The organism is Rickettsia endosymbiont of Urophora cardui, assembly GCF_964030725.1.
Classification (GTDB): domain Bacteria; phylum Pseudomonadota; class Alphaproteobacteria; order Rickettsiales; family Rickettsiaceae; genus Rickettsia.
Genome location: NZ_CAXIPY010000006.1, coordinates 295,150 through 320,911, shown reverse-complemented (window position 1 = coordinate 320,911; position 25,762 = coordinate 295,150). Strand labels below are relative to the sequence as shown.

The following is a 25,762-nucleotide window of genomic DNA, read 5'->3' as shown; positions in this document are numbered from 1 at the left end:
CTAGATTAGCATATTATTTGCTAAGTGCGAAACTCCTGATTTTGTTTAATAAGTGGCATTTAATAGACATTTCTTTTGTCATATCTTGATCATGTCTTGATAGAAACTTACTACCAAAAGAAGTTTTAAATCGAAAGAACGTGTTCTCTACACGCTCCCTTCTACCATAATTATTCTTTACCCTCCATGCTTGGTATCCTTTGTTTTGTTGATATATAACAGCTGCATCTCTCTCAGTTTTATCCCTAAGCGATTGAACTTTTACTGAAGAGTTTGGGGGTCTAATAACTGGTTTTATCTTCTTCTTTCTCAACAATTGATATGTAGATTCACCGTCATACCCTCGATCTCCCAGAAAATCCTTGGCTCTGACATTAGCTATTAGTAGTCCAATCTGTGATCTATCATCTATAGTATGCTCTGTGGTACTATCGGCAAGTATCATACCTTGATCTTCTATAACGATATGTAGCTTTTTCCATATGCGACGCTTATATTGCTTACCATGCTTATTTTCTAGCCATTCGTTCCATGTGTAGGCTTGTATCCCTGTACTATCCATTGAAATACAACTAAATTCTTTATCTTGATTTCCATGTAAATACCTAAGATCTAATGACTTCATACGCTTACTTAATGTTGTATAGTCTGGACATCTAATAGATAAACCCGATATTTCAAAGAGCCAGTTTATAAAGCCTTGGGTTTGGCGTAACTTAAGACCGAATAAGCATCTGATCTTCAAACACTGTAATATAGCGTGATCACTATAGCGTCTAGGTCTTCCTCGTTTCATTTCCTCTCTGTAATCAGCATACCAGCCAATCGCCAAATCACTGGCAATCATAAAATCTATGCGACCCCTATTGCGTAAAAAATTATTATATTCTGACCAATTCGTTATTTTATATTTAGAATACTTGCGTGATTTACTAAAAGGGGCTTTCTTCCGAGATCTCATATAATCTGGATTATTTTGAATTCAGGACATCTTACCAGATTATCACCACTCTTGCTCTACAAATCTTATTTATGCAACAAAGCCGTTATTAGACCCCCAAACTCTTCAGTAAAAGTTCAATCGCTTAGGGATAAAACTGAGAGAGATGCAGCTGTTATATATCAACAAAACAAAGGATACCAAGCATGGAGGGTAAAGAATAATTATGGTAGAAGGGAGCGTGTAGAGAACACGTTCTTTCGATTTAAAAGAGTCTTTTGCAATGATTGTGTAAATTTTTGTTGAGCCTATATTAGAAGTAATTAAAAATATAGGTAACAGAAATGCAAATAGAGAAGAATAAAAAAATAAATGAAGCAATAGATTTGCTGATAGAAGGTGGAGTAGATTTAAAAACAGTACTAAGTCAGAATGGATTAATTAAGGAATTAACCAAGGGTATTTTAGAGCGAGCACTGCATGCTGAGATGTCAGAACATTTAGGTTATAGCAAGTATGATAGAGCTGAAACTGAGAATGCGAGGAATGGTAGTTTTAGTAAGAATCTGATTAGTGAGAATGGTACTATAGAGCTAAATGTTCCAAGAGACAGACAAGGTAAATTTGAACCTATAATAGTCTCAAAGAAACAAACAAGAATAGATGGCTTAGACCAAAAGATAATATCCTTATATGCGAAGGGTATGAGTGTGTCTGATATTAAAACACAATTGCAAGAATTATATGGAGCTGAGATCAGTGAGAGCCTAATCAGCAGGATTACAGATGAAGTAATAGATGAGGTCAAGATTTGGCAGAGTAGACCTCTTGAATCAGTATACCCTATAGTATATTTTGACTGTTTAGTAGTGAAAGTAAGACAAGATAAACTTATTATTAATAAATCAGTATATGTAGCTTTAGGAATAGATTTATCTGGCAGAAAGGATATTTTAGGCTTATGGATAAGTGAGAATGAAGGAGCTAAATTTTGGCTTGGTAATTTTACTGAAATGAAGAATCGAGGAGTAAAAGATATCTTAATTGCTTGTAGTGATAATCTAACTGGTATGTCTGATGCTATTGCATCAGTATATCCGAAAACTGAACATCAAATTTGTATTGTCCATCAGATCAGGAATAGCCTCAAATATGTATCATATAAAGATAGAAAGCAATTAGCAGCGGATTTGAAACTAATCTATACTTCTACTACTGAAAAAGAAGCAGACAGGAGTTTCGCACTTAGCAAAATTGTGGGCTCTGTCTCATCAATTGTGTAAATTTCGTGAACCATTAAATTCTACCATCAAATTTGATCATAAAATGAGCCATAGCTTCATTCCAATTGGGGATAGGCATAGACCATTTTTTGGTAATATAATCAATTGTCAGATATAAAACTTTAAATACTGCGTCATCATTTGGAAAGATGCGTTTATTCTTAGTAACTTTTCTCAATTGGCTATTCAGCGATTCTATCGCATTTGTAGTGTAAATAATCTTACGAATCTCCTTTGGATATTGCAAGAAAATTATCAAATTATCCCAATTATTATACCAAGATTTAGCTATATGCGGATATTGCTTACTCCATTTTTGATCAAATGACTCAAGAGCTAATTCTGCTTCTTTTTCAGTAGCAGAAGTATAGATTAGTTTCAAATCCGCTGCTAATTGCTTTCTATCTTTATATGATACATATTTGAGGCTATTCCTGATCTGATGGACAATACAAATTTGATGTTCAGTTTTCGGATATACTGATGCAATAGCATCAGACATACCAGTTAGATTATCACTACAAGCAATTAAGATATCTTTTACTCCTCGATTCTTCATTTCAGTAAAATTACCAAGCCAAAATTTAGCTCCTTCATTCTCACTTATCCATAAGCCTAAAATATCCTTTCTGCCAGATAAATCTATTCCTAAAGCTACATATACTGATTTATTAATAATAAGTTTATCTTGTCTTACTTTCACTACTAAACAGTCAAAATATACTATAGGGTATACTGATTCAAGAGGTCTACTCTGCCAAATCTTGACCTCATCTATTACTTCATCTGTAATCCTGCTGATTAGGCTCTCACTGATCTCAGCTCCATATAATTCTTGCAATTGTGTTTTAATATCAGACACACTCATACCCTTCGCATATAAGGATATTATCTTTTGGTCTAAGCCATCTATTCTTGTTTGTTTCTTTGAGACTATTATAGGTTCAAATTTACCTTGTCTGTCTCTTGGAACATTTATCTCTATAGTACCATTCTCACTAATCAGATTCTTACTAAAACTACCATTCCTCGCATTCTCAGTTTCAGCTCTATCATACTTGCTATAACCTAAATGTTCTGACATCTCAGCATGCAGTGCTCGCTCTAAAATACCCTTGGTTAATTCCTTAATTAATCCATTCTGACTTAGTACTGTTTTTAAATCTACTCCGCCTTCTATCAGCAAATCTATTGCTTCATTTATTTTTTTATTCTTCTCTATTTGCATTTCTGTTACCTATATTTTTAATTACTTCTAATATAGGCTCAACAAAAATTTACACAATCATTGCAAAAGACTCTTATTCTCCATGGCTTTGTTGCATAAATAAGCTTTTGAATATACTGCCCCTAACCCCGCAATGCTAGCCTAGCCAACAGGCACAGAGATAGGTTTACCAATTTCAAACATTTTGTTTAATAAGTGGCATTTAATAGACATTTCTTTTGTCATATTTTGATCATGTCTTGATAGAAACTTACTACCAAAAGAAGTTTTAAATCGAAAGAACGTGTTCTCTACACGCTCCCTTCTACCATAATTATTCTTTACCCTCCATGCTTGGTATCCTTTGTTTTGTTGATATATAACAGCTGCATCTCTCTCAGTTTTATCCCTAAGCGATTGAACTTTTACTGAAGAGTTTGGGGGTCTAATAACTGGTTTTATCTTCTTCTTTCTCAACAATTGATATGTAGATTCACCGTCATACCCTCGATCTCCCAGAAAATCCTTGGCTCTGACATTAGCTATTAGTAGTCCAATCTGTGATCTATCATCTATAGTATGCTCTGTGGTACTATCGGCAAGTATCATACCTTGATCTTCTATAACGATATGTAGCTTTTTCCATATGCGACGCTTATATTGCTTACCATGCTTATTTTCTAGCCATTCGTTCCCTGTGTAGGCTTGTATCCCTGTACTATCCATTGAAATACAACTAAATTCTTTATCTTGATTTCCATGTAAATACCTAAGATCTAATGACTTCATACGCTTACTTAATGTTGTATAGTCTGGACATCTAATAGATAAACCCGATATTTCAAAGAGCCAGTTTATAAAGCCTTGGGTTTGGCGTAACTTAAGACCGAATAAGCATCTGATCTTCAAACACTGTAATATAGCGTGATCACTATAGCGTCTAGGTCTTCCTCGTTTCATTTCCTCTCTGTAATCAGCATACCAGCCAATCGCCAAATCACTGGCAATCATAAAATCTATGCGACCCCTATTGCGTAAAAAATTATTATATTCTGACCAATTCGTTATTTTATATTTAGAATACTTGCGTGATTTACTAAAAGGGGCTTTCTTCCGAGATCTCATATAATCTGGATTATTTTTAATTCAGGACATCTTACCAGATTATCACCACTCTTGCTCTACAAATCTTATTTATGCAACAAAGCCAATTGTAGTAACCTCCATATGGACCTCCTTAATTGTTGTTTTAATATGTTAAATATTAACCCTAGAAGATTAGCAACTGCTTTTCATTCTCTATATCAGGAGGTCCATACCATTAGTCCATTATAGGACAAAGATTGGCCGTGATAAAAGCACTATATGTTATGAACTCAAGAGAATTAGGCATAATTATAGACCAGATAGGGCTAACACACAGGAGTTTCGCACTTAGCAAATAATATGCTAATCTAGAGAAAAATAGTTTTAGATAAAAATGACAAGATCAAAATGTAGCAAAGATTTATATAAATCATTCTTACAAGCAAGTAGTGTAAGATATACTAGCAAAGCATTATCTGAAGTAAGTCCATTAGATCTATCGCACGATAGTGCAAGTCGATGGTTAAAGAGTAAGGATTTTCGCCCTAGCGAAATCTATAGCAAAGTGTCAAAATATATTGATCTGGAAGATCCTTGTTTATTAGTGGGAGATGACACCTTATTGTCAAAGCAATACAGTAAGAGGATCGAGCTTGTAAATTATCAATATTCTGGGGCTGTACATGATGTTATACCTGGTATAGGAATGGTAAACTTACTGCATTACAATACTCAAATTGATCAATCTACTCCTGTAGATTATAGAATATATGATAAAGAAACTGATGGTAAAACAAAGAACGAGCATTTTTGTGATATGCTTACTTTAGCTAAAGAAAGAGGTATCAAGCCTGATGCTATAGTTATGGATGCTTGGTATAGTGGTTTGGATAATTTAAAACATATACGTAATTTAGGTTGGATATGGGTTACCAACCTAAGAAAAAATAGAAAAGTTAATCGTAATGTTAGCTTGGAAACTTTAGAGATTCCCGATGAAGGGCTAAAAATTCACCTACGTGGATACGGTTGGGTTACGGTATTTAAGTTTGTGGCAAAAAATGGTCGCATTGATTACATAACAACTAATTTAGAGAATCCTACACGTGAGCAAATAGAGAAAATTGTTAAGGCGCGTTGGTCTATAGAAGTTTATCATCGAGAATTGAAACAAACTTGTGGTATTGAATGCTGTCAGGCACGCACGGGTCGAGCTCAAAGAAATCATATTTGCCTTGCTGTATTGGCCTGGCTTGATATGAACAAAAGGAGGATAAATGAAAACATTACTTTATATCAACAAACTTGGGAAGTTATAAAAACATCAATTCAGAACAACATTAAATGGCTTCTAACTAATACACAATTTTGCTAAGTGCGAAACTCCTGACACACTTGCTTGCAGTTTAAGGCAAGGTAAGAGAAAAAGAAAATTAGATATTGATAATAATTTACGAGCAGAAATAATAAAGCAGTTAACACAGGGTATTTCACCAGATATAATTTCAGGTAGACGTAAACTATCACGAGATACTGTCAATATTTCTACAGAGAGTATATACCAGTTTATTTATACATCTCCTATAGCACAAAGGCAAAAATTATATTTATCTTTAGCAAGAAAAAGGAAAAATAGGTTGCATCATGGTACAAGAATCAGAAACAAAAGAATTACAATACCAAATCGAGTTTCCATTACTGAAAGACCAGAGATAAATAGAAAGATAGCAGCAATAGGTCATTTAGAAGGTGATTTAACTTTTAACAAAGGTAATCAAAGTCGTAATATAGGCGCTCTTGTGGATATCAGAACACAAAAAGTGTTTCTCACTTTAAACCGTTCAAAAAGAACACAAGATGTGATTGGTAACATGAATAAAAAACTTAAACAATTGTCGCATATAATCAAAAGCATAACGTTAGATAATGGCAAAGAATTTACCAATCATGAACAACTATTGCCAAAATCTGAACGAAAAGTATATTTTTGCAATCCTTATTCTCCATGGCAAAAACCATTGATAGAGAAGATTAACTCAATGGTGCACAGAGTATACTCTAAATCTTTAGATATAAAAAAATTAACAATAAAGCAATTACAAGAAATTGAGGATTTTTTAAATAATTTACCAAGAAAAGTGCTCGGTTATAAAACACCCAATGAGGTATGGGAAGAAAATATAAATCTGGCTTAATTAATACTGGAATTTACCACTTCCCAAGTTTGTTGATATAAAGTAATGTTTTCATTTATCCTCCTTTTATTCATATCAAGCCAGGCAAATACTGCAAGGCAAATATGATTTCTCAGGAGTTTCGCACTTAGCAAATAATATGCTAATCTAGAGAAAAATAGTTTTAGATAAAAATGACAAGATCAAAATGTAGCAACGATTTATATAAATCATTCTTACAAGCAAGTAGTGTAAGATATACTAGCAAAGCATTATCTGAAGTAAGTCCATTAGATCTATCGCACGATAGTGCAAGTCGATGGTTAAAGAGTAAGGATTTTCGCCCTAGCGAAATCTATAGCAAAGTGTCAAAATATAGCTAACGCGAAAAGGTTTTTACCATAGTTTTTGTATTTACTCACATATTCACCAGATCTAAATCCTATTAAACATTGCTGGACTAACTTTAAAAACTGTTTACATAAAATTATTGATCAATGCCTAAGTTTTTCCTAATATGTGGTAGAAACATTTCCGTGTTAGCTATATCAGATGGCTTTTAACTGATTCGCAACTTTGCTAAGTGCGAAACTCCTGATTATGTCTTGATGTCGACGGAACAATATTTTTCAAGAGTTTGCATAATTCTGAAGTTTTGACAAAAAATTTTTAAATGATGCTCCTCGCAGCAGAGCTACGAGGTATCTAAAAAAGTTTTAGTTGTTTCTTATGATATAGCTAACGCGACTAGAATTATTCCTTAGAATAATGTAAGATAATGATTTTAACTACGGTAGAGATGAAAGCATACAGTCAGGATTTAAGAGATAGGGTAATCAGTCTTCACAAAACCTCTAAATATAGAATAAAAGCAATATCAGACTTATTAGGTATAGAGCGTCATACGATATCAAATTGGATTAGACGTTATAAAGAAAATGGAGACTACAGCTCAAGACAACATCTGCAAAGTGGACGTGATGCTAGGTTTACTAATAAGGAGAATATAATTGAATTTTTAGCAAATAATCCTGATAGCCGAGCTATAGATATAAGAGATGCAGTAGCGCCCGAGCTGCCAATGAGCACATTTTATGACACGCTTCATAGAATGAAAATTACATATAAAAAAAGAGCCAAAATACAAAGGCAGGGATGAAGAAGCTAGAAAACAATTTGTGGAATATATTGATCAAATAGCATCTGATAAACTTGTGTATTGTGACGAAATGGGGGTAAGTAATAATATAACCATGTTGTACGGATGGTCAGAAAGAGGAACAAGAGCTTACTCAGAGCAAGCAGGTTTTGCTACTGAGCGAGTAAATATAGTTGCTGGTTATAATAAGGGCACCAAAGAATTAATTGCTCCGTTAGAGCATTCCGGTTATATTGATAAGCAATTATTTAATCAGTGGGTAGGTGAGCTATTATGCCCATCACTAAAACCTGGACAATGTGTAATAATGGATAATGCGAGTATTCATAAGTCACCGTTGGTAAAGGAATTAATAGAAAAAGCGGGTTGTACTCTTATTTATCTACCGGTCTATTCTCCAGATTTAAATTCTATTGAACACTGTTGGGCTAATTTTAAAAATTACTTGAGAAAAATTATTAAAAACTTTAAAGATTTTCGTGATGCAATAACGGCAGCAATGGTAAAAACCTTCCCGTGTTAGCTATATATTGATCTGGAAGATCCTTGTTTATTAGTGGGAGATGACACCTTATTGTCAAAGCAATACAGTAAGAGGATCGAGCTTGTAAATTATCAATATTCTGGGGCTGTACATGATGTTATACCTGGTATAGGAATGGTAAACTTACTGCATTACAATACTCAAATTGATCAATCTACTCCTGTAGATTATAGAATATATGATAAAGAAACTGATGGTAAAACAAAGAACGAGCATTTTTGTGATATGCTTACTTTAGCTAAAGAAAGAGGTATCAAGCCTGATGCTATAGTTATGGATGCTTGGTATAGTGGTTTGGATAATTTAAAACATATACGTAATTTAGGTTGGATATGGGTTACCAACCTAAGAAAAAATAGAAAAGTTAATCGTAATGTTAGCTTGGAAACTTTAGAGATTCCCGATGAAGGGCTAAAAATTCACCTACGTGGATACGGTTGGGTTACGGTATTTAAGTTTGTGGCAAAAAATGGTCGCATTGATTACATAACAACTAATTTAGAGAATCCTACACGTGAGCAAATAGAGAAAATTGTTAAGGCGCGTTGGTCTATAGAAGTTTATCATCGAGAATTGAAACAAACTTGTGGTATTGAATGCTGTCAGGCACGCACGGGTCGAGCTCAAAGAAATCATATTTGCCTTGCTGTATTGGCCTGGCTTGATATGAACAAAAGGAGGATAAATGAAAACATTACTTTATATCAACAAACTTGGGAAGTTATAAAAACATCAATTCAGAACAACATTAAATGGCTTCTAACTAATACACAATTTTGCTAAGTGCGAAACTCCTGTTCTTTGAGCTCGGCCCGTGCGTGCCTGACAGCGTTCAATACCACAAGTTTGTTTTAATTCTCGATGATAAACCTCTATAGACCAACGTGCCTTAACAATTTTCTCTATTTGCTCACGTGTGGGATTTTCCAAGTTCGTTGTTATGTAATCAATGCGACCATTCTTTGCCACAAACTTAAATACCGTAACCCAACCGTATCCACGTAGGTGAATTTTTAGCCCCTCATCGGGTATCTCTAAACTTTCCAAGCTAACATTATGATTAACTTTTCTATTTTTCCTTAGGGTGGTAACCCATAGCCAGCCTAAATTACGTATATGTTTTAAATTCTCCAACCCGCTATACCAAGCATCCATGACTATGGCATCAGGATTGAGACCTCTTTCTTTAGCTAAAGTAAGCATATCACAAAAATGCTCATTCTTTGTTTTACCATCAGTGTCTTTATCATATATTCTATAATCTACGGGAGTAGATTGAGCAATTTTAGTATTGTAATGTAGTAAGTTTACCATTCCTATACCAGGTATAACATCATGTACAGCTCCAGAATATTGATAACGTACAAGCTCAATCTTCTGACTGTATTGCTTTGATAATAAGGTGTCATCCCCCACTAATAAACACGGTGCTTCCCAATCTATATATTTTGACACTTCCTTATAGATTTCGCTAGGACGAAAATCCTTACTCTTTAACCATCGACTTGCACTATCGTGAGATAGATCTACTGGACTCACTTCAGATAATGCCTTGCTAGTATATCTGACACTACTTGCTTGTAAAAATGATTTATATAAGTCCTTGCTACATTTTGTTCTTGTCATTTTTATCTAAAACTATTTTTCTCTAGATTAACATACTTTTTGCTAAGTGCGAAACTCCTGTCTTACTAAAACTACCATTCCTCGCATTCTCAGTTTCAGCTCTATCATACTTGCTATAACCTAAATGTTCTGACATCTCAGCATGCAGTGCTCGCTCTAAAATACCCTTGGTTAATTCCTTAATTAGTCCATTCTGACTTAGTACTGTTTTTAAATCTACTCCGCCTTCTATCAGCAAATCTATTGCTTCATTTATTTTTTTATTCTTCTCTATTTGCATTTCTGTTACCTATATTTTTAATTACTTCTATAGCTAACACGGAAATGTTTCTACCACAAATTAGGAAAAACTTAGGCATTGATCAATAATTTTATGTAAACAGTTTTTAAAGTTAGTCCAGCAATGTTTAATAGGATTTAGATCTGGTGAATATGTGAGTAAATAGTCTATCCGCCAAAAACACTTCAAATCCTGATCATTTGTAATGGGATAGAGTTTTGACAACAAATTGCTAAGATTTTCAATAAAAATTAATAAGTTATGTTAATTTTTACTGATACATTTCTGTGTTGGTCTAATTTTGATATGGAGCTATTGTTAACGATTTTTTATCGTTCATCTAGTTTTTGCATGATGATATTTTTGATTTATGTGGAGTTAGACACGATTTGTAAATGATTTGCAATGCATCGTAAATTCAAACCAATAGCAGAGATTATTGGATTGATAATATCTCCTATCATACCTTTCAAGAAGTTTCTACCCATCCGACCATATTGCTTTAAGTGACCTATTATTGGTTCTATGGCACTGCGTCTCTTGATCATAGACTTGTCCTCTTGTAACAACTTCTTCCGCGTTTTTGGGGTATATACCTTACTCTTCTCCTTTACATTGCTACCACTATACCCAAGATCAACAAATGATTTCTTTATCTTGATTCCAGTGACACTCTCTACTGCTTCAAAGCTCTGATGCAATGTATGACCATCATAAGGATTATTATGAAACGATTTTGCGGATAAAACAAAATTTCTACGACCACTTACTACTACCGCTACTTTATTGCCAAACTCATATGGCTTGTTGCGTTTTCCCTTTCCTATACACTCTACTTCAGGGGCATGAAAACTATATAATACTTTGTTATCTTCTTTATATTGCTTTTTAGCTTCTCTTTTTAAAACAGATTGGTTATGTATTTGTTTTATTTTTTGCAATACTTCTTGATTTTTGAGAGACAAGTTTAATTGCTTATTTTTGATCTCACGCTCACATACTCTAATCAAACGACCCAGTAATATTTTTAAATGCTTCATTATTTTCCAACGCTTCTTGGCTTTACTATGTTCTTTATATTTCCATAGCTTTACTATATCGCGTTTATAGGTTCTAGCGTATGTTTCATTCAAATGTATACCCAAACTGTTGCAAAGCTTTACTATGCTAAGCCTAGCTTTATCCATTAAATAAACATCGTGTGGGTGTTTGATATTCTTAATTTGTACAGTCGTATCAGCGATGATTAATTCCAAATCTTTTTTTTTAATTGTGTTAGTTTTTATCCCAACCCTGATCAACTCCGATAATATCTCATTATATCCAGCTTCACCTAATACACTACGAAACCGTCGTATACTAGTTTCCGAGATAGCTATGTCTTTTTCTATATATTCCCACCCGCAGAAATACTGCCAATACATATTCTCTTTTAGCTCTTCCTCTGATAATGAATCTGAAAAATTATACATTGCTTGTAGCATCGTTATGCCAAGCATCACTCTATGACATTTTCTATTTCTACCAAATTTCTTAATACAAACATTTTTTGATAACCACTCTTCGAGCCTAGACCAATTTATTAATTCTCTTAATTTATATAGCTTATTATTTGGGTTTAATTCTTCTTTTAATTTATAACCAAACAGTTTCCCTTGTTCTTGCGATTTGATAATGTTGTCTATTGGCATTGACTGAAATCCATAAGGTTTATGACCATATTTTATCATTTTCTTACGGATTGTTGTATTACTTCTTGTCTTAAAACCATATTATCTATAAGGCTTGTAGAGTTTTGGCGGACGGACTAAATACAAAAACTATGGTAAAAACCTTTTCGCGTTAGCTATATAAAGATAGAAAGCAATTAGCAGCGGATTTGAAACTAAGCTATACTTCTGCTACTGAAAAAGAAGCAGAATTAGCTCTTGAGTCATTTGATCAAAAATGGAGTAAGCAATATCCGCATATAGCTAAATCTTGGTATCATAATTGGGATAATTTGATAATTTTCTTGCAATATCCAAAGGAGATTCGTAAGATTATTTACACTACAAATGCGATAGAATCGCTGAATAGCCAATTGAGAAAAGTTACTAAGAATAAACGCATCTTTCCAAATGATGACGCAGTATTTAAGGTTTTATATCTGACAATTGATTATATTACCAAAAAATGGTCTATGCCTATCCCCAATTGGAATGAAGCTATGGCTCATTTTATGATCAAATTTGATGGTAGGATTTAATGGCTCACGAAATTTACACAATTGATGAAACAGAGCCTCGACGTGGCAATCTCAGGAGTATTATACTATTTTACGAGATTGCCGCACTCAGCTTTGCTCGCTTGCAATGACGTCATTAAGACAAACTTACTACAAAACTTGGCATAACCGATTGTTTTTCAGCTACTTTTCTTAAATTAGATAGCTTATCGTCAATATTATTAAACTCGAGGTGATAATCTCTAGAATTACCTGTCAATACTAAACCCGAATCTATACCAAGCCAATTAGCTGCAAGTATATCAGTATAAAAAGTATCGCCTATCATTAACATATGATTCTTAGGTATATTAGGACATTCTTGTAAAACTTTGCTATATATATCCTCGTAAGGTTTACCGCTATAGATTACTTTCCCGCCTAGCTGTATTATTTTCTGAGCATAATAACCACTACAATATCTATAAATTCCGTGTTGATTTATCCCAAGGTCAGGATTAGCACAAATATTGACTATCTTGCGTTCTACGACAATTTTAAATAGCTCATCAAATTCGTTTAAATCTAAATTTTCACTTTCATCTCTATAAATTGTCATTAGGAGAATATTAGCTTTTTGGATATCATCAGTGATAGGGCATTGTATGCCATTTATAATATCATTTTCTAGATGACCTAAATGATATATTATCGGCTTTTCAATACCAAAACGCTCTTTACTCTTTAAAATCATCTGCACAGCTACTTCACCGGAGCTAATAATCATTTCTGGTTTAGCGTTTAATCCCCAAGATTTAAGTGTCTGATGCAGAGAAAAAATATTTCTCGGAGCATTAGTAACAAAATATACTTTTTTTTGCTCAATAATTTTATTAATATTCTGTACAACATTAGGGTAGGTATGCCCGCCTTCAACTACTACACCCCAAAGATCAAACAAAAATACGTCATAATCATCCATCACATCAAAAATATTTTTTAGCTTCAATTTATCCATTGTTATCTTATCATATTTACATTTACTAATCTGATAAGTTCCGTTATAGTTATTTTTATTGTCTCTAGCAACAAATTAAAAGTATACTCGTTTTATTTGAAAAATTGGCTATGTTGTCTTTTGCTGATAATCCTCACGTATTAAGTATATGCTGCGGTTATCAGCTTCAAGACGCCTTGCTCTTTTCCAAATAAAACTTCGTCTACTAGCTTTTTATTTATCTTAATAATATAATATGTCGGAATTTGAAGAAAAGTTGAATGAATCATCATATGGTGCTGATTCTATTAAGGTTTTAAAGGGTCTTGAAGCTGTAAGAAAAAGACCAGGGATGTATATCGGTGACGTTGGTGACGGATCTGGTTTACATCACATGATTTATGAGGTAGTCGATAATGCTATCGATGAGGCATTAGCCGGTTATTGTGATTTAGTAAGAGTCGTTTTAAATCAAAATGGCTCGGTAACCGTATCTGATAACGGGCGAGGTATACCTGTTGAGATTCATGAGGAAGAAGGTATATCGGCAGCTGAAGTAATTATGACGCAGCTACATGCCGGTGGTAAGTTTGATCAGAATTCTTATAAGGTTTCTGGTGGTTTGCACGGCGTTGGTGTATCGGTCGTAAATGCTCTTTCTGATTGGCTTGAGCTACGTATTTGGCGTAATAATACGGAACATCTTATTAGATTTAATAACGGGATAACGGAAGCACCGCTTGCAGTTGTTAAAGAAAATGTAGATAAAAAAGGTACGGAAGTTACTTTCTTCCCATCAGTAGAGACCTTTACTAACATAGAATTTGATTTCAACATAATAGAACATCGTCTTCGTGAACTTGCTTTCCTAAATTCTGGAGTAAAAATTTTATTAACAGATAATAGATTTGAAGAAGTAAAAGAAGTAGAATTTTATTATACAGGCGGAATTGAAGCTTACGTAAAATACTTAGATCGTGCAAAACACGCTGTTCATTCATGTATCGTAGTTAATGCAGATAATACTGAATCTGGTATAAGCCTTGAGCTTGCTATGCACTGGAATGATTCTTATCATGAGAATATATTGTGCTTTACCAATAATATTAGACAACGTGATGGCGGAACTCACCTTAGTGCGTTTAAATCAGGGTTAACACGTGTTATTACCGCTTATCTTGAGAATATCGGTCTTAATAAAAAAGCGAAAAACGCTTTTAGTGGTGAAGATACTAGGGAGGGGCTATGTTGCGTACTTTCTGTTAAAGTGCCTGATCCTAAATTTTCCTCCCAAACTAAAGATAAGCTGGTCAGTTCTGAAGTAAGACCGATTGTTGAAAATGCTGTTTATACCAAAGTTCTTGAGTGGTTTGAAGAACATCCAGCCGATGCAAAGCTAATGATAAACAAGATTATGGAGGCAGCTAACGCACGTGAAGCTGCTAGAAAAGCAAGAGAATTAACTAGAAGAAAATCAGTATTAGAAGTATCGAACTTGCCAGGTAAGCTTGCAGATTGTCATGCCAAAGATCCGGCAGTTTCTGAATTATTTATAGTAGAGGGAGACTCAGCGGGTGGTACAGCAAAGCAGGGTAGGGATAGCAAAATTCAAGCTATATTGCCTCTGCGTGGTAAAATCCTAAATGTTGAACGTGCAAGGTTTGATAAAATGCTTGGCTCGGATCAAATTGGTACATTAATTACAGCTCTTGGAACAGGTGTTGATAACCAAGAATTCTCGCTTGAAAAACTAAGATATCATAAAGTTATTATTATGACCGATGCTGATGTTGACGGGTCACATATTAGAACTTTATTACTTACGTTCTTTTACCGCCATATGCCAGAGCTAATAAATAAGGGATATTTATACATAGCACAGCCACCTCTTTATAAGGTAAAGAAAGGAGCAAGTGAGCTTTACTTAAAAAATGAGCAAGCACTGCAAGATTATTTAGTAAAATCAGTAATTAGCGATGCTACTTTAACTTTAGATAATAAAGAGCAGCTGGCAAACGAAAATCTAGAAGAGCTAATGAGTAAAGTCATAAAGTTTAATAGCTTACTTGATCATGCTAGCAAAAAATTTAATCGCTCTATCACTGAAATTTTGGCAATTAATGATCTACTTAACAATAAAATATTTGAGAATGAAAGTGATTCAAGACTTAAAAAAGCTTTAAATGCATTAAATAGTTTAGAGCAATCACCCGATAAAACAGATTGGGAAGTTTTAAAACATGAAAATAAAATAGAATTTTTCCGTTTTAGTAGAGGCTTAAAAGAGCGTAAAATCTTGCTAAGAGAGCAGTTAGAATCATTCGAATTTATAAATATATCAAAACTTGCTCTAACAATTTTTGATGTATTTAATAAGCAATTAAAACTAGTAGTAAAAAACCAAGAATTTGATATTTTAACTCCTCGCATATTGCTAAATACTATTATAGATTGCGGAAAAAAAGGCATCAGTGTTCAACGTTTTAAAGGACTCGGTGAAATGAATTCAGATCAGTTATGGGATACTACCCTTGACCCTAAAAAAAGAACTTTAATGCAGGTAAGAGTAGCAGAAGTCGATGAAGCTGAAGGGATATTCTCCACGCTAATGGGTGATGTAGTCGAACCTCGTAGGCAGTTCATACAATCGAATGCTTTAAACGTTGTGAACTTGGATGTATAACATTGTCATCCCGTGGCTTGTCCACGGGATCCAGTAAAGAAAAAATACAAATATAAAAAGCTCAGGTTTCTCGCTTTATGCTGGATCCCGTGGACAAGCCACGGGATGACATCAAACGCTAAGTCCAAGCCACGCAATGACGCTAAAATTCATAACAAAAATCTATGCAAAAATTAATTATTCACGGCGGTAAACCTCTTAAAGGTATTATCAATATTAGCGGTGCTAAAAACGCCGTGCTTCCTATTATGGCAGCTTCTATATTGACCGATAAACTACATATTACTAATGTTCCAAAATTAACGGATGTTAGTACTATGAAAGAATTGCTGAAAAGTCATGGAGCAGGCATTGAAATAATAGAACATGAAAATGAGTTCGAATTAGTAATTAATGCGGCAAATATCAATAATTTAACGGCAGATTATGAGATAGTTCGTAAGATGAGAGCATCTATTTGGGTGCTTGGTCCTCTGCTTAGCCGTTATGGTAAAGCAAAAGTATCTCTACCTGGGGGGTGTGCAATTGGAGCAAGACAAGTAGATTTGCATATTGCAGTTTTAAAGGCTATGGGAGCTGAAATTACAATTGAAGATGGTTATATTAACGCTTCAACGGTAGGGCGTTTAAAAGGTACTCATTTCATTTTTGATAAAATTTCGGTTGGAGCTACTATCAATGCCGTACTTGCAGCAGTTCTCGCAGATGGTGAAACATTGCTATTTAACTGTGCTAGAGAGCCTGAAATAGTGGATTTATGTAACTGTCTTAATAAGATGGGTGCAGATATTTCCGGAATCGGTACTAGCGAAATAAGGATAAACGGCAAAGATTCTTTAAGCGAAGCAAGTTACAGAGTTCTACCTGATCGTATAGAGGCAGGGACTTATATGTTTGCCGCAGCTATTACTAAAGGTGATTTAAAACTTTACGGCATTGATTATCATATCATAGAAAATATCGCTTTAAAACTCATTGAAACAGGTATAAAAGTTATGCCTATAGATAATGGAGTGCAGGTAACTGATGCAGATAAGTTAAATGCTATAAATTTAGAAACTAATCCATATCCGGGCTTTGCTACCGATTTACAAGCACAATTTATGAGTCTTATGACTATTAGCCACGGTTCTTCAATAATTACCGAAAATATTTTTGAGAATCGTTTTATGCACGTGCCTGAATTATGTAGAATGGGTGCGGATATAACAGTGCGAGGTAATCAAGCAATAGTACAAGGTGTTAAAGGCTTAAAAGGTGCAGAAGTTATGGCAAGTGACCTTAGAGCTTCAGTATCGTTGATATTAGCAGGTTTGAGTACTAACAGCGAAACAGTATTGCACAGAATATATCATTTAGATCGTGGTTTTCAGAATTTAGAGAAGAAATTAAATAATTGCGGTGCAGATATAAAAAGAGTATAATACAAATTATTTATTGTTATAGGTTAATCTCTCAGGGTTTAATTCCCCGAAGCTCTGCTTCGTGATATCATAAGAAACAACTAAAACTTTTTTAGATACCTCGTAACTCTGCTGCGAGGAGCATCATTGTCATGCCGCAACTTTACCTAGGTTGTTGCATGGCTCGAAAAATTGTATTTTTTATTACTGGATACTGCAGGTACAAGCAACTAGATGACACAATAACTTAATAACATAAAAAATTTATTATTTTAACGGAGAGAATAATGGCAAGAATTACAACAGAAGATTGTAGTAAAGTTATACCTGATAGGTTTCAGCTAGTTATTTATGCAACTAGATATGCTAAGTTATTAAACTATAAAGTAGAAACTAATCAAAGCAAAAAAGAAACGCGTGATAAACCTACGGTTGTTGCATTACGCAGAATTGCTTCCGGAAAAGTATCAGTAGCTCAGTTAGAACAAGATTTGATTAATAGCCTACGTACAAGCAGTAGAATAGAGCCTATTGTTGAACAAGACGAGTCAGAAGATTTAGAAGAAAAATTTGAATATTTACCAGAAGTTTATATCGGAGAAGATTATTCTGATTTAGATGATCAAATTTTTACTGAAGAAACTGGTGCAGACTTTGAAGATAAATAAATGATTATAGGTGTTGGTACGGATATAGTACAGATTCCTAGAATTGAAAAGATAATAAAGTTATATCCAGAAATTTTTCCTAAAAGAATTTTAAATACCGAAGAATTAAAAAAATTTGCTTTGCTAAAGAAAGAAAGTCATGTTACTTTTTTGGCAAAGCGTTTTGCTGCTAAAGAAGCAATTAGTAAAGCTTTTGGCGTTGGTATAGGGCGTGGTATTAATTTTAAAGATATCACGCTGCTTAATGATGAGTTAGGCAAGCCAATAGTCAAGATAGATTCAGTCTATACTCAAAAACTTCCTCCTTTTAATATCCATCTTTCCCTTTCTGATGATTACCCCATTTGTGTAGCTTGTGTAGTTATTGAGTCTATCCGCCAAAAACACTTCAAATCCTGATCATTTGTAATGGGATAGAGTTTTGACAACAAATTGCTAAGATTTTCAATAAAAATTAATAAGTTATGTTAATTTTTACTGATACATTTCTGTGTTGGTCTAATTTTGATATGGAGCTATTGTTAACGATTTTTTATCGTTCATCTAGTTTTTGCATGATGATATTTTTGATTTATGTGGAGTTAGACACGATTTGTAAATGATTTGCAATGCATCGTAAATTCAAACCAATAGCAGAGATTATTGGATTGATAATATCTCCTATCATACCTTTCAAGAAGTTTCTACCCATCCGACCATATTGCTTTAAGTGACCTATTATTGGTTCTATGGCACTGCGTCTCTTGATCATAGACTTGTCCTCTTGTAACAACTTCTTCCGCGTTTTTGGGGTATATACCTTACTCTTCTCCTTTACATTGCTACCACTATACCCAAGATCAACAAATGATTTCTTTATCTTGATTCCAGTGACACTCTCTACTGCTTCAAAGCTCTGATGCAATGTATGACCATCATAAGGATTATTATGAAACGATTTTGCGGATAAAACAAAATTTCTACGACCACTTACTACTACCGCTACTTTATTGCCAAACTCATATGGCTTGTTGCGTTTTCCCTTTCCTATACACTCTACTTCAGGGGCATGAAAACTATATAATACTTTGTTATCTTCTTTATATTGCTTTTTAGCTTCTCTTTTTAAAACAGATTGGTTATGTATTTGTTTTATTTTTTGCAATACTTCTTGATTTTTGAGAGACAAGTTTAATTGCTTATTTTTGATCTCACGCTCACATACTCTAATCAAACGACCCAGTAATATTTTTAAATGCTTCATTATTTTCCAACGCTTCTTGGCTTTACTATGTTCTTTATATTTCCATAGCTTTACTATATCGCGTTTATAGGTTCTAGCGTATGTTTCATTCAAATGTATACCCAAACTGTTGCAAAGCTTTACTATGCTAAGCCTAGCTTTATCCATTAAATAAACATCGTGTGGGTGTTTGATATTCTTAATTTGTACAGTCGTATCAGCGATGATTAATTCCAAATCTTTTTTTTTAATTGTGTTAGTTTTTATCCCAACCCTGATCAACTCCGATAATATCTCATTATATCCAGCTTCACCTAATACACTACGAAACCGTCGTATACTAGTTTCCGAGATAGCTATGTCTTTTTCTATATATTCCCACCCGCAGAAATACTGCCAATACATATTCTCTTTTAGCTCTTCCTCTGATAATGAATCTGAAAAATTATACATTGCTTGTAGCATCGTTATGCCAAGCATCACTCTATGACATTTTCTATTTCTACCAAATTTCTTAATACAAACATTTTTTGATAACCACTCTTCGAGCCTAGACCAATTTATTAATTCTCTTAATTTATATAGCTTATTATTTGGGTTTAATTCTTCTTTTAATTTATAACCAAACAGTTTCCCTTGTTCTTGCGATTTGATAATGTTGTCTATTGGCATTGACTGAAATCCATAAGGTTTATGACCATATTTTATCATTTTCTTACGGATTGTTGTATTACTTCTTGTCTTAAAACCATATTATCTATAAGGCTTGTAGAGTTTTGGCGGACGGACTATTGAGAAAATTATTGTATAGCTTAATGCGATAAGGTAGTGACTTTTTTAAGAACATAGTAAACAGCATCATAGAATGTTTCAAAATCTCCTGCAACTTTCCTAATTTCATTCTTGATTTTAAACCAGTAATGCTCAATAGGATTTAAATCAGGAGAATAAGTTGGTAAAAATAAAATACTGCAACCAACAGATTCAATTAACGTTTTCACTTTTGTACTTTTATGAAAATTAATATTATCCATTACGACTATCTGACTAGGCTTTAATTCCTTGATCAATATCTCTTGTACATAAGTTTCAAAAATGTTCTTATTACATGTTCCATCAAATATTATCGGGGCAATCGGCTCTGTTTCATCAATTGTGTAAATTTCGTGAGCCATTAAATCCTACCATCAAATTTGATCATAAAATGAGCCATAGCTTCATTCCAATTGGGGATAGGCATAGACCATTTTTTGGTAATATAATCAATTGTCAGATATAAAACCTTAAATACTGCGTCATCATTTGGAAAGATGCGTTTATTCTTAGTAACTTTTCTCAATTGGCTATTCAGCGATTCTATCGCATTTGTAGTGTAAATAATCTTACGAATCTCCTTTGGATATTGCAAGAAAATTATCAAATTATCCCAATTATTATACCCAGATTTAGCTATATGCGGATATTGCTTACTCCATTTTTGATCAAATGACTCAAGAGCTAATTCTGCTTCTTTTTCAGTAGCAGAAGTATAGATTAGTTTCAAATCGAGTCTTTTGCAATGATTGTGTAAATTTTTGTTGAGCCTATATTAGAAGTAATTAAAAATATAGGTAACAGAAATGCAAATAGAGAAGAATAAAAAAATAAATGAAGCAATAGATTTGCTGATAGAAGGCGGAGTAGATTTAAAAACAGTACTAAGTCAGAATGGATTAATTAAGGAATTAACCAAGGGTATTTTAGAGCGAGCACTGCATGCTGAGATGTCAGAACATTTAGGTTATAGCAAGTATGATAGAGCTGAAACTGAGCATGCGAGGAATGGTAGTTGGAAAGTTCTATAATTAATTAAGCCAGATATAATCAATTTTTAATCTCTCAGGGTTTAATTCCCCGAAGCTCTGCTTCGTGATATCATAAGAAACAACTAAAACTTTTTTAGATACCTCGTAGCTCTGCTGCGAGGAGCATCATTTAAATATAGATATATCATGGCTCATTTAACGATAGATGAAAGATTTAAAATATACGAAATGAATAAGAGTGGTTATAGCTCGCGATATATAGGGACAAAGATTGGCCGTGATAAAAGCACTATATGTTATGAACTCAAGAGAATGAGGCATAATTATAGACCAGATAGGGCTAACACACTTGCTTGCAGTTTAAGGCAAGGTAAGAGAAAAAGAAAATTAGATATTGATAATAATTTACGAGCAGAAATAATAAAGCAGTTAACACAGGGTATTTCACCAGATATAATTTCAGGTAGACGTAAACTATCACGAGATACTGTCAATATTTCTACAGAGAGTATATACCAGTTTATTTATACATCTCCTATAGCACAAAGGCAAAAATTATATTTATCTTTAGCAAGAAAAAGGAAAAATAGGTTGCATCATGGTACAAGAATCAGAAACAAAAGAATTACAATACCAAATCGAGTTTCCATTACTGAAAGACCAGAGATAAATAGAAAGATAGCAGCAATAGGTCATTTAGAAGGTGATTTAACTTTTAACAAAGGTAATCAAAGTCGTAATATAGGCGCTCTTGTGGATATCAGAACACAAAAAGTGTTTCTCACTTTAAACCGTTCAAAAAGAACACAAGATGTGATTGGTAACATGAATAAAAAACTTAAACAATTGTCGCATATAATCAAAAGCATAACGTTAGATAATGGCAAAGAATTTACCAATCATGAACAACTATTGCCAAAATCTGAACGAAAAGTATATTTTTGCAATCCTTATTCTCCATGGCAAAAACCATTGATAGAGAAGATTAACTCAATGGTGCACAGAGTATACTCTAAATCTTTAGATATAAAAAAATTAACAATAAAGCAATTACAAGAAATTGAGGATTTTTTAAATAATTTACCAAGAAAAGTGCTCGGTTATAAAACACCCAATGAGGTATGGGAAGAAAATATAAATCTGGCTTAATTAATACTGGAATTTACCAAATCCAACTATAATGCCTATAGCAAGGCTCAGTGCCCCCACTTCCATTAAAGTATTTTGTGTCAGCGAGTCACTAAAAGCTTTTATAAGTTGAGAATTAATACTCATACCTAACCTAACTATTAGAGTCGCAAATATTAAAGCGGTAATGCAGGAAAAAATAGAACGTAACCATCCATTAAACATTTCTTTCAGGAATCCATAAGATAAGCAGCCTATAAAAATAGGTGCTGTTGTAAGCAATAATACAAGTAGTACTTCTGATGATATGAATACTATGGCCATAGTTACAATCGTAAAAATTGTTCCTCCCCATAGCATAAGTCCGGCAGCAAAACCTTTAAGTGGTATGTAATTAACATCTAAAGTATATAAATCTTCAGCTAGGGCTCTGTCTCATCAATTGTGTAAATTTCGTGAACCATTAAATTCTACCATCAAATTTGATCATAAAATGAGCCATAGCTTCATTCCAATTGGGGATAGGCATAGACCATTTTTTGGTAATATAATCAATTGTCAGATATAAAACTTTAAATACTGCGTCATCATTTGGAAAGATGCGTTTATTCTTAGTAACTTTTCTCAATTGGCTATTCAGCGATTCTATCGCATTTGTAGTGTAAATAATCTTACGAATCTCCTTTGGATATTGCAAGAAAATTATCAAATTATCCCAATTATTATACCAAGATTTAGCTATATGCGGATATTGCTTACTTGTAATAGTTGAGATACCGTCTTGAGTGTCAACAACTTTTTCATTATTTTACCTCAATTTTATTTTACAGGGTTTTTATATTTGCACTAAAAGATGTTTTGTTATTAAGAACACCATAAATTATGTGAAGCAACTTACGCATAGCAGCAATCACTATAACCATTTTAGATTTTCCAACATTGCTCAAACGTTGACTAAAATCCTTAATAATCGGATTATGTTTTATAGCAACTATGGCAGGCATATAAAAAGCTTTACGTAAATTAGCATCTCCTGTTTTTGATATTTTTCCTATTCCATGGACAGAAGTGCCTGATTGTTTTGGCTTTGGGTTAAGACCAACAAACGCAGCTAGTTGTTTTGCAGAATTAAAATTTTCTACAACAAGAAAAGCAAGTATCACTCCTATTGTTTTTTCTCCTATACCAGGGATTGAATCAAGAAGTTTACTTTTATCATGTAAGTCTTTGTGTCCTTTAATATGATTAGAGATAAGTTCTTCTACTTCCTTAATTTGCTTATCCAGAAATTCAATATGAATCATAATGTTAATGGCAACTGCTTTACTTGCTCCGCTCAATCTATTATTTTCTTGATTTTTATTAGCAATCAAACTATCCAAGCGTCTTACCCATTGTTGTAATTCTTTAATATGTATAGGGGTTGGTTGCCAAAGATCAGGTTGCATAGCCTTGCAAAAAGAAGCTATCAATTCACAATCAGATTTGTCAGTTTTAACTCTTGAAAGCTTGCTCATTGCAAAGCCCTTGATGCGAGCTGGATTTACGACACTAACTTTAAATGTATAGCTAACACGGAAATGTTTCTACCACAGATTAGGAAAAACTTAGGCATTGATCAATAATTTTACGTAAACAGTTTTTAAAGTTAGTCCAGCAATGTTTAATAGGATTGAGATCTGGTGAATATGTGAGTAAATACAAAAACTATGGTAAAAACCTTTCCGCGTTAGCTATATTATCATAAAGATATTGAGCTAACCTAACTTCGTAACCACCTGTTGATTCCATACAAGCGTGAGCAGTATCTATTCCCTTTTTTTCTAACCATTGTTTTAGTGCAGCAAAGCCTTTTGCAGTATTATTAAACTTTTTGGTTTTGATTTTATTATCATTTAATAAAGCTACGTCAAATGTTGCTTTAGAAATATCTATACCCAAAATAATGCTACTCATATTTGACCTTCTATGTTAATAATAAGTAGAATACCCAAAGATCAACCTTGTAAATACAGGTTCATTGATTAATTTCAAGACCTAAGAATACCGTCCGATCTTTAATGAGTATGTGAAGACTAATTGTTTGATCTCAACTACAGGGTTACATAGCCCTAAGATTTAATACGGCATATTAGTCTTCTTACTTAAGTGCCCTTAAGTATCTTATAGTTGTTTACTAAAGACAATACTAAGATACAAGATTATATCTTACATTTAGTAAAATAAATTAATTATTAAATGGAGATAAAGAATGAACTTAAATCAAAAAATAATAAAACCAAAATTAGGTTTACTTGAATTAGCTAAGAGCCTTGGTAGTATATCATCAGCATGTAAAGCGATGGGATATAGTAGAGATAGTTATTACAGATTTAAAGAACTGTATGAAACTGGTGGCGAAGAAGCGTTGTATGAAATTAGTCGAAGAAAGCCAATAATAGCGAATAGAGTTGATCCTGCTGTAGAGAAAGCAGTACTAGATATGGCAATAGAATATCCAGCATATGGTCAGCTAAGAGTATCAAATGAGCTTAAAAAGACAGGTGTACTTGTATCACCTGGGGGAGTAAGATCAATTTGGTTACGTAATGATTTAAACAACATCAGTAAAAGACTTAAAGCATTAGAAGCAAAAATGGCTCAAGATGGTATTGTGCTTACTGAGGCACAATTACAAGTGCTAGAGAAGCGTCGTAATGAAAAAGAAGCTCATGGAGAAATTGAGACACAGCATCCAGGGTATCTAGGATGCCAAGATACATATTATGTAGGCAACTTTAAGGGTATAGGTAAGGTTTATTCTCAGGTATTTATTGATAGCTACAGCAGAGTAGCTGATGTTAAACTATATACTGATAAAACAGCTTTAACTGCTGCTGATATGCTTAATGACCGAGTGTTACCATGGTATGAGACTCAAGGGATACCAATACTTCGTATTCTGACAGATCGTGGGTCAGAATATAAGGGGAATATAGAGCATCATGCTTTTGAATTATTTCTAAGTATCGAAGGTATAGAGCATACTACTACTAAAGCATATTCTCCTCAAACAAACGGTATGTGTGAGCGTTTTAATAAAACCATGAAACAAGAATTCTTTGATACAGCTATGCGGAAAAAGATTTATACAGCTCTTGATGACCTACAATTAGATCTTGATATCTGGCTAGAGTATTTCAATAATGAAAGACCTCATTCTGGTAAATATTGTTATGGAAAAACTCCTATGCAAACTTTTAAGGATAGTAAGAAATTAGCTGTTGAAAAGAATAATGAAATCTTGTATCTTGAATATGTATCTGACAGTCAAAATTTAACTGACAATCAGGGGCAAAATTTATAGTGTCT

General features: G+C 33.5%; 19 protein-coding genes and 12 pseudogenes. 16 read left to right on the top strand and 15 right to left on the bottom strand.

Going from position 1 to position 25,762, the window contains the following annotated elements; translation table 11 throughout:
• Positions 1-13: 13 nt before the first annotated feature.
• Positions 14-961: an IS5 family transposase gene (locus AAHI98_RS09405; RefSeq protein ID WP_342225730.1), complete on the bottom strand. Its 948-nt coding sequence runs from the start codon at positions 959-961 to the stop codon at positions 14-16.
• A gap of 51 nt (positions 962-1,012) precedes the next feature.
• Here AAHI98_RS09405 and AAHI98_RS09400 point away from each other — a divergent pair, with 51 nt between their 5' ends.
• Positions 1,013-1,246, top strand: a complete 234-nt coding sequence (locus AAHI98_RS09400) for a hypothetical protein (RefSeq protein WP_342225729.1) — start codon at positions 1,013-1,015, stop codon at positions 1,244-1,246.
• Between the two features lie 38 nt (positions 1,247-1,284).
• Positions 1,285-2,172 (top strand): annotated as a pseudogene (locus AAHI98_RS09395) (IS256 family transposase); the annotation flags it as partial.
• Positions 2,173-2,236: 64 nt separating this feature from the next.
• Here AAHI98_RS09395 and AAHI98_RS09390 read toward each other — a convergent pair.
• Both AAHI98_RS09390 and AAHI98_RS09385 read right to left on the bottom strand, forming a co-directional pair.
• A complete protein-coding gene (locus tag AAHI98_RS09390; protein ID WP_342224684.1) occupies positions 2,237-3,451 on the bottom strand; it encodes an IS256 family transposase in 1,215 nt (404 codons plus the stop codon).
• A 141-nt stretch (positions 3,452-3,592) separates the two neighbouring features.
• A complete protein-coding gene (locus AAHI98_RS09385; protein ID WP_342224734.1) occupies positions 3,593-4,555 on the bottom strand; it encodes an IS5 family transposase in 963 nt (320 codons plus the stop codon).
• Positions 4,556-4,910: 355 nt separating this feature from the next.
• Between AAHI98_RS09385 and AAHI98_RS09380 the strand changes: the two genes are divergently transcribed.
• Positions 4,911-5,891, top strand: a complete 981-nt coding sequence (locus AAHI98_RS09380; protein WP_342224656.1) for an IS701 family transposase — start codon at positions 4,911-4,913, stop codon at positions 5,889-5,891.
• Positions 5,892-5,904: 13 nt separating this feature from the next.
• A pseudogene (locus AAHI98_RS09375) lies at positions 5,905-6,711 on the top strand (IS30 family transposase); the annotation flags it as partial.
• Here the strand turns inward: AAHI98_RS09375 and AAHI98_RS09370 are convergent.
• Positions 6,708-6,824, bottom strand: a pseudogene (locus AAHI98_RS09370) (IS701 family transposase); the annotation flags it as partial. The pseudogenes AAHI98_RS09375 and AAHI98_RS09370 sit on opposite strands and share 4 nt — an antisense overlap.
• Positions 6,825-6,884: 60 nt before the next feature.
• Between AAHI98_RS09370 and AAHI98_RS09365 the strand changes: the two are divergent.
• The 4 genes and pseudogenes from AAHI98_RS09365 to AAHI98_RS09350 all read left to right on the top strand — a co-directional run.
• Positions 6,885-7,067 (top strand): annotated as a pseudogene (locus AAHI98_RS09365) (IS701 family transposase); the annotation flags it as partial.
• A gap of 401 nt (positions 7,068-7,468) precedes the next feature.
• On the top strand, positions 7,469-7,849 hold the full coding sequence (locus AAHI98_RS09360; protein ID WP_342224696.1) for an IS630 transposase-related protein: 381 nt from the start codon (positions 7,469-7,471) through the stop codon (positions 7,847-7,849).
• Between the two features lie 19 nt (positions 7,850-7,868).
• The gene (locus AAHI98_RS09355; protein WP_342224695.1) at positions 7,869-8,372 is read left to right on the top strand and encodes an IS630 family transposase; all 504 of its coding nucleotides are present in this window, start codon (positions 7,869-7,871) and stop codon (positions 8,370-8,372) included.
• A gap of 3 nt (positions 8,373-8,375) precedes the next feature.
• A pseudogene (locus AAHI98_RS09350) lies at positions 8,376-9,176 on the top strand (IS701 family transposase); the annotation flags it as partial.
• 6 nt (positions 9,177-9,182) lie between these two features.
• Here the strand turns inward: AAHI98_RS09350 and AAHI98_RS09345 are convergent.
• The 3 genes and pseudogenes from AAHI98_RS09345 to AAHI98_RS09335 form a co-directional block, all read right to left on the bottom strand.
• Positions 9,183-10,019, bottom strand: a pseudogene (locus AAHI98_RS09345) (IS701 family transposase); the annotation flags it as partial.
• Positions 10,020-10,068: 49 nt separating this feature from the next.
• A pseudogene (locus tag AAHI98_RS09340) lies at positions 10,069-10,299 on the bottom strand (transposase); the annotation flags it as partial.
• Between the two features lie 368 nt (positions 10,300-10,667).
• Complete coding sequence (locus AAHI98_RS09335) at positions 10,668-12,029, bottom strand: IS5 family transposase (protein ID WP_342224717.1); 1,362 nt, start codon at positions 12,027-12,029, stop codon at positions 10,668-10,670.
• 119 nt (positions 12,030-12,148) lie between these two features.
• Between AAHI98_RS09335 and AAHI98_RS09330 the strand changes: the two are divergent.
• Positions 12,149-12,547, top strand: a pseudogene (locus tag AAHI98_RS09330) (transposase); the annotation flags it as partial.
• A 115-nt stretch (positions 12,548-12,662) separates the two neighbouring features.
• Here AAHI98_RS09330 and AAHI98_RS09325 read toward each other — a convergent pair.
• Entirely contained in the window at positions 12,663-13,523 is an 861-nt protein-coding gene (locus tag AAHI98_RS09325) for a TIGR01459 family HAD-type hydrolase (RefSeq protein ID WP_342225723.1), read from the bottom strand.
• Between the two features lie 235 nt (positions 13,524-13,758).
• Here AAHI98_RS09325 and gyrB point away from each other — a divergent pair, with 235 nt between their 5' ends.
• From gyrB to acpS, 4 genes are all read left to right on the top strand, one after another.
• On the top strand, positions 13,759-16,185 hold the full coding sequence (gene gyrB, locus AAHI98_RS09320; RefSeq protein WP_342225722.1) for a DNA topoisomerase (ATP-hydrolyzing) subunit B: 2,427 nt from the start codon (positions 13,759-13,761) through the stop codon (positions 16,183-16,185).
• Positions 16,186-16,349: 164 nt separating this feature from the next.
• Entirely contained in the window at positions 16,350-17,609 is a 1,260-nt protein-coding gene (murA, locus tag AAHI98_RS09315) for a UDP-N-acetylglucosamine 1-carboxyvinyltransferase (protein WP_342225721.1), read from the top strand.
• A 266-nt stretch (positions 17,610-17,875) separates the two neighbouring features.
• Positions 17,876-18,256 (top strand): DNA-directed RNA polymerase subunit omega, encoded by a 381-nt coding sequence (gene rpoZ / locus AAHI98_RS09310; RefSeq protein WP_342225720.1) that lies wholly within the window; start codon positions 17,876-17,878, stop codon positions 18,254-18,256.
• A complete protein-coding gene (gene acpS, locus AAHI98_RS09305) occupies positions 18,257-18,655 on the top strand; it encodes a holo-ACP synthase (RefSeq protein ID WP_342225719.1) in 399 nt (132 codons plus the stop codon).
• A 172-nt stretch (positions 18,656-18,827) separates the two neighbouring features.
• On the opposite strand, the gene AAHI98_RS09300 is transcribed toward acpS, so the two are convergent.
• The 3 genes and pseudogenes from AAHI98_RS09300 to AAHI98_RS09290 form a co-directional block, all read right to left on the bottom strand.
• Complete coding sequence (locus tag AAHI98_RS09300; protein ID WP_342224717.1) at positions 18,828-20,189, bottom strand: IS5 family transposase; 1,362 nt, start codon at positions 20,187-20,189, stop codon at positions 18,828-18,830.
• A 101-nt stretch (positions 20,190-20,290) separates the two neighbouring features.
• Complete coding sequence (locus AAHI98_RS09295) at positions 20,291-20,653, bottom strand: transposase (RefSeq protein ID WP_342225718.1); 363 nt, start codon at positions 20,651-20,653, stop codon at positions 20,291-20,293.
• Positions 20,653-21,024 (bottom strand): annotated as a pseudogene (locus AAHI98_RS09290) (transposase); the annotation flags it as partial. The pseudogene AAHI98_RS09290 and the gene AAHI98_RS09295, both read right to left, overlap by 1 nt.
• A 73-nt stretch (positions 21,025-21,097) precedes the next feature.
• Here AAHI98_RS09290 and AAHI98_RS09285 point away from each other — a divergent pair.
• Both AAHI98_RS09285 and AAHI98_RS09280 read left to right on the top strand, forming a co-directional pair.
• A pseudogene (locus tag AAHI98_RS09285) lies at positions 21,098-21,310 on the top strand (transposase); the annotation flags it as partial.
• 159 nt (positions 21,311-21,469) lie between these two features.
• Positions 21,470-22,432 (top strand): IS30 family transposase, encoded by a 963-nt coding sequence (locus AAHI98_RS09280; protein WP_342224646.1) that lies wholly within the window; start codon positions 21,470-21,472, stop codon positions 22,430-22,432.
• Here the strand turns inward: AAHI98_RS09280 and AAHI98_RS09275 are convergent, their stop codons facing one another.
• From AAHI98_RS09275 to AAHI98_RS09260, 4 genes and pseudogenes are all read right to left on the bottom strand, one after another.
• Positions 22,433-22,801, bottom strand: coding sequence for a type IV secretion system protein (locus AAHI98_RS09275; protein ID WP_342226159.1), 369 nt, complete (start codon positions 22,799-22,801; stop codon positions 22,433-22,435).
• A 73-nt stretch (positions 22,802-22,874) separates the two neighbouring features.
• Positions 22,875-23,201: pseudogene (locus AAHI98_RS09270) on the bottom strand (transposase); the annotation flags it as partial.
• Between the two features lie 34 nt (positions 23,202-23,235).
• Positions 23,236-23,979 (bottom strand): annotated as a pseudogene (locus AAHI98_RS09265) (IS110 family RNA-guided transposase); the annotation flags it as partial.
• A 139-nt stretch (positions 23,980-24,118) separates the two neighbouring features.
• On the bottom strand, positions 24,119-24,367 hold the full coding sequence (locus tag AAHI98_RS09260; RefSeq protein ID WP_342225715.1) for an IS110 family transposase: 249 nt from the start codon (positions 24,365-24,367) through the stop codon (positions 24,119-24,121).
• Positions 24,368-24,662: 295 nt separating this feature from the next.
• Between AAHI98_RS09260 and AAHI98_RS09255 the strand changes: the two genes are divergently transcribed.
• A complete protein-coding gene (locus AAHI98_RS09255) occupies positions 24,663-25,757 on the top strand; it encodes an IS481 family transposase (protein ID WP_342224693.1) in 1,095 nt (364 codons plus the stop codon).
• Positions 25,758-25,762: the final 5 nt, after the last annotated feature.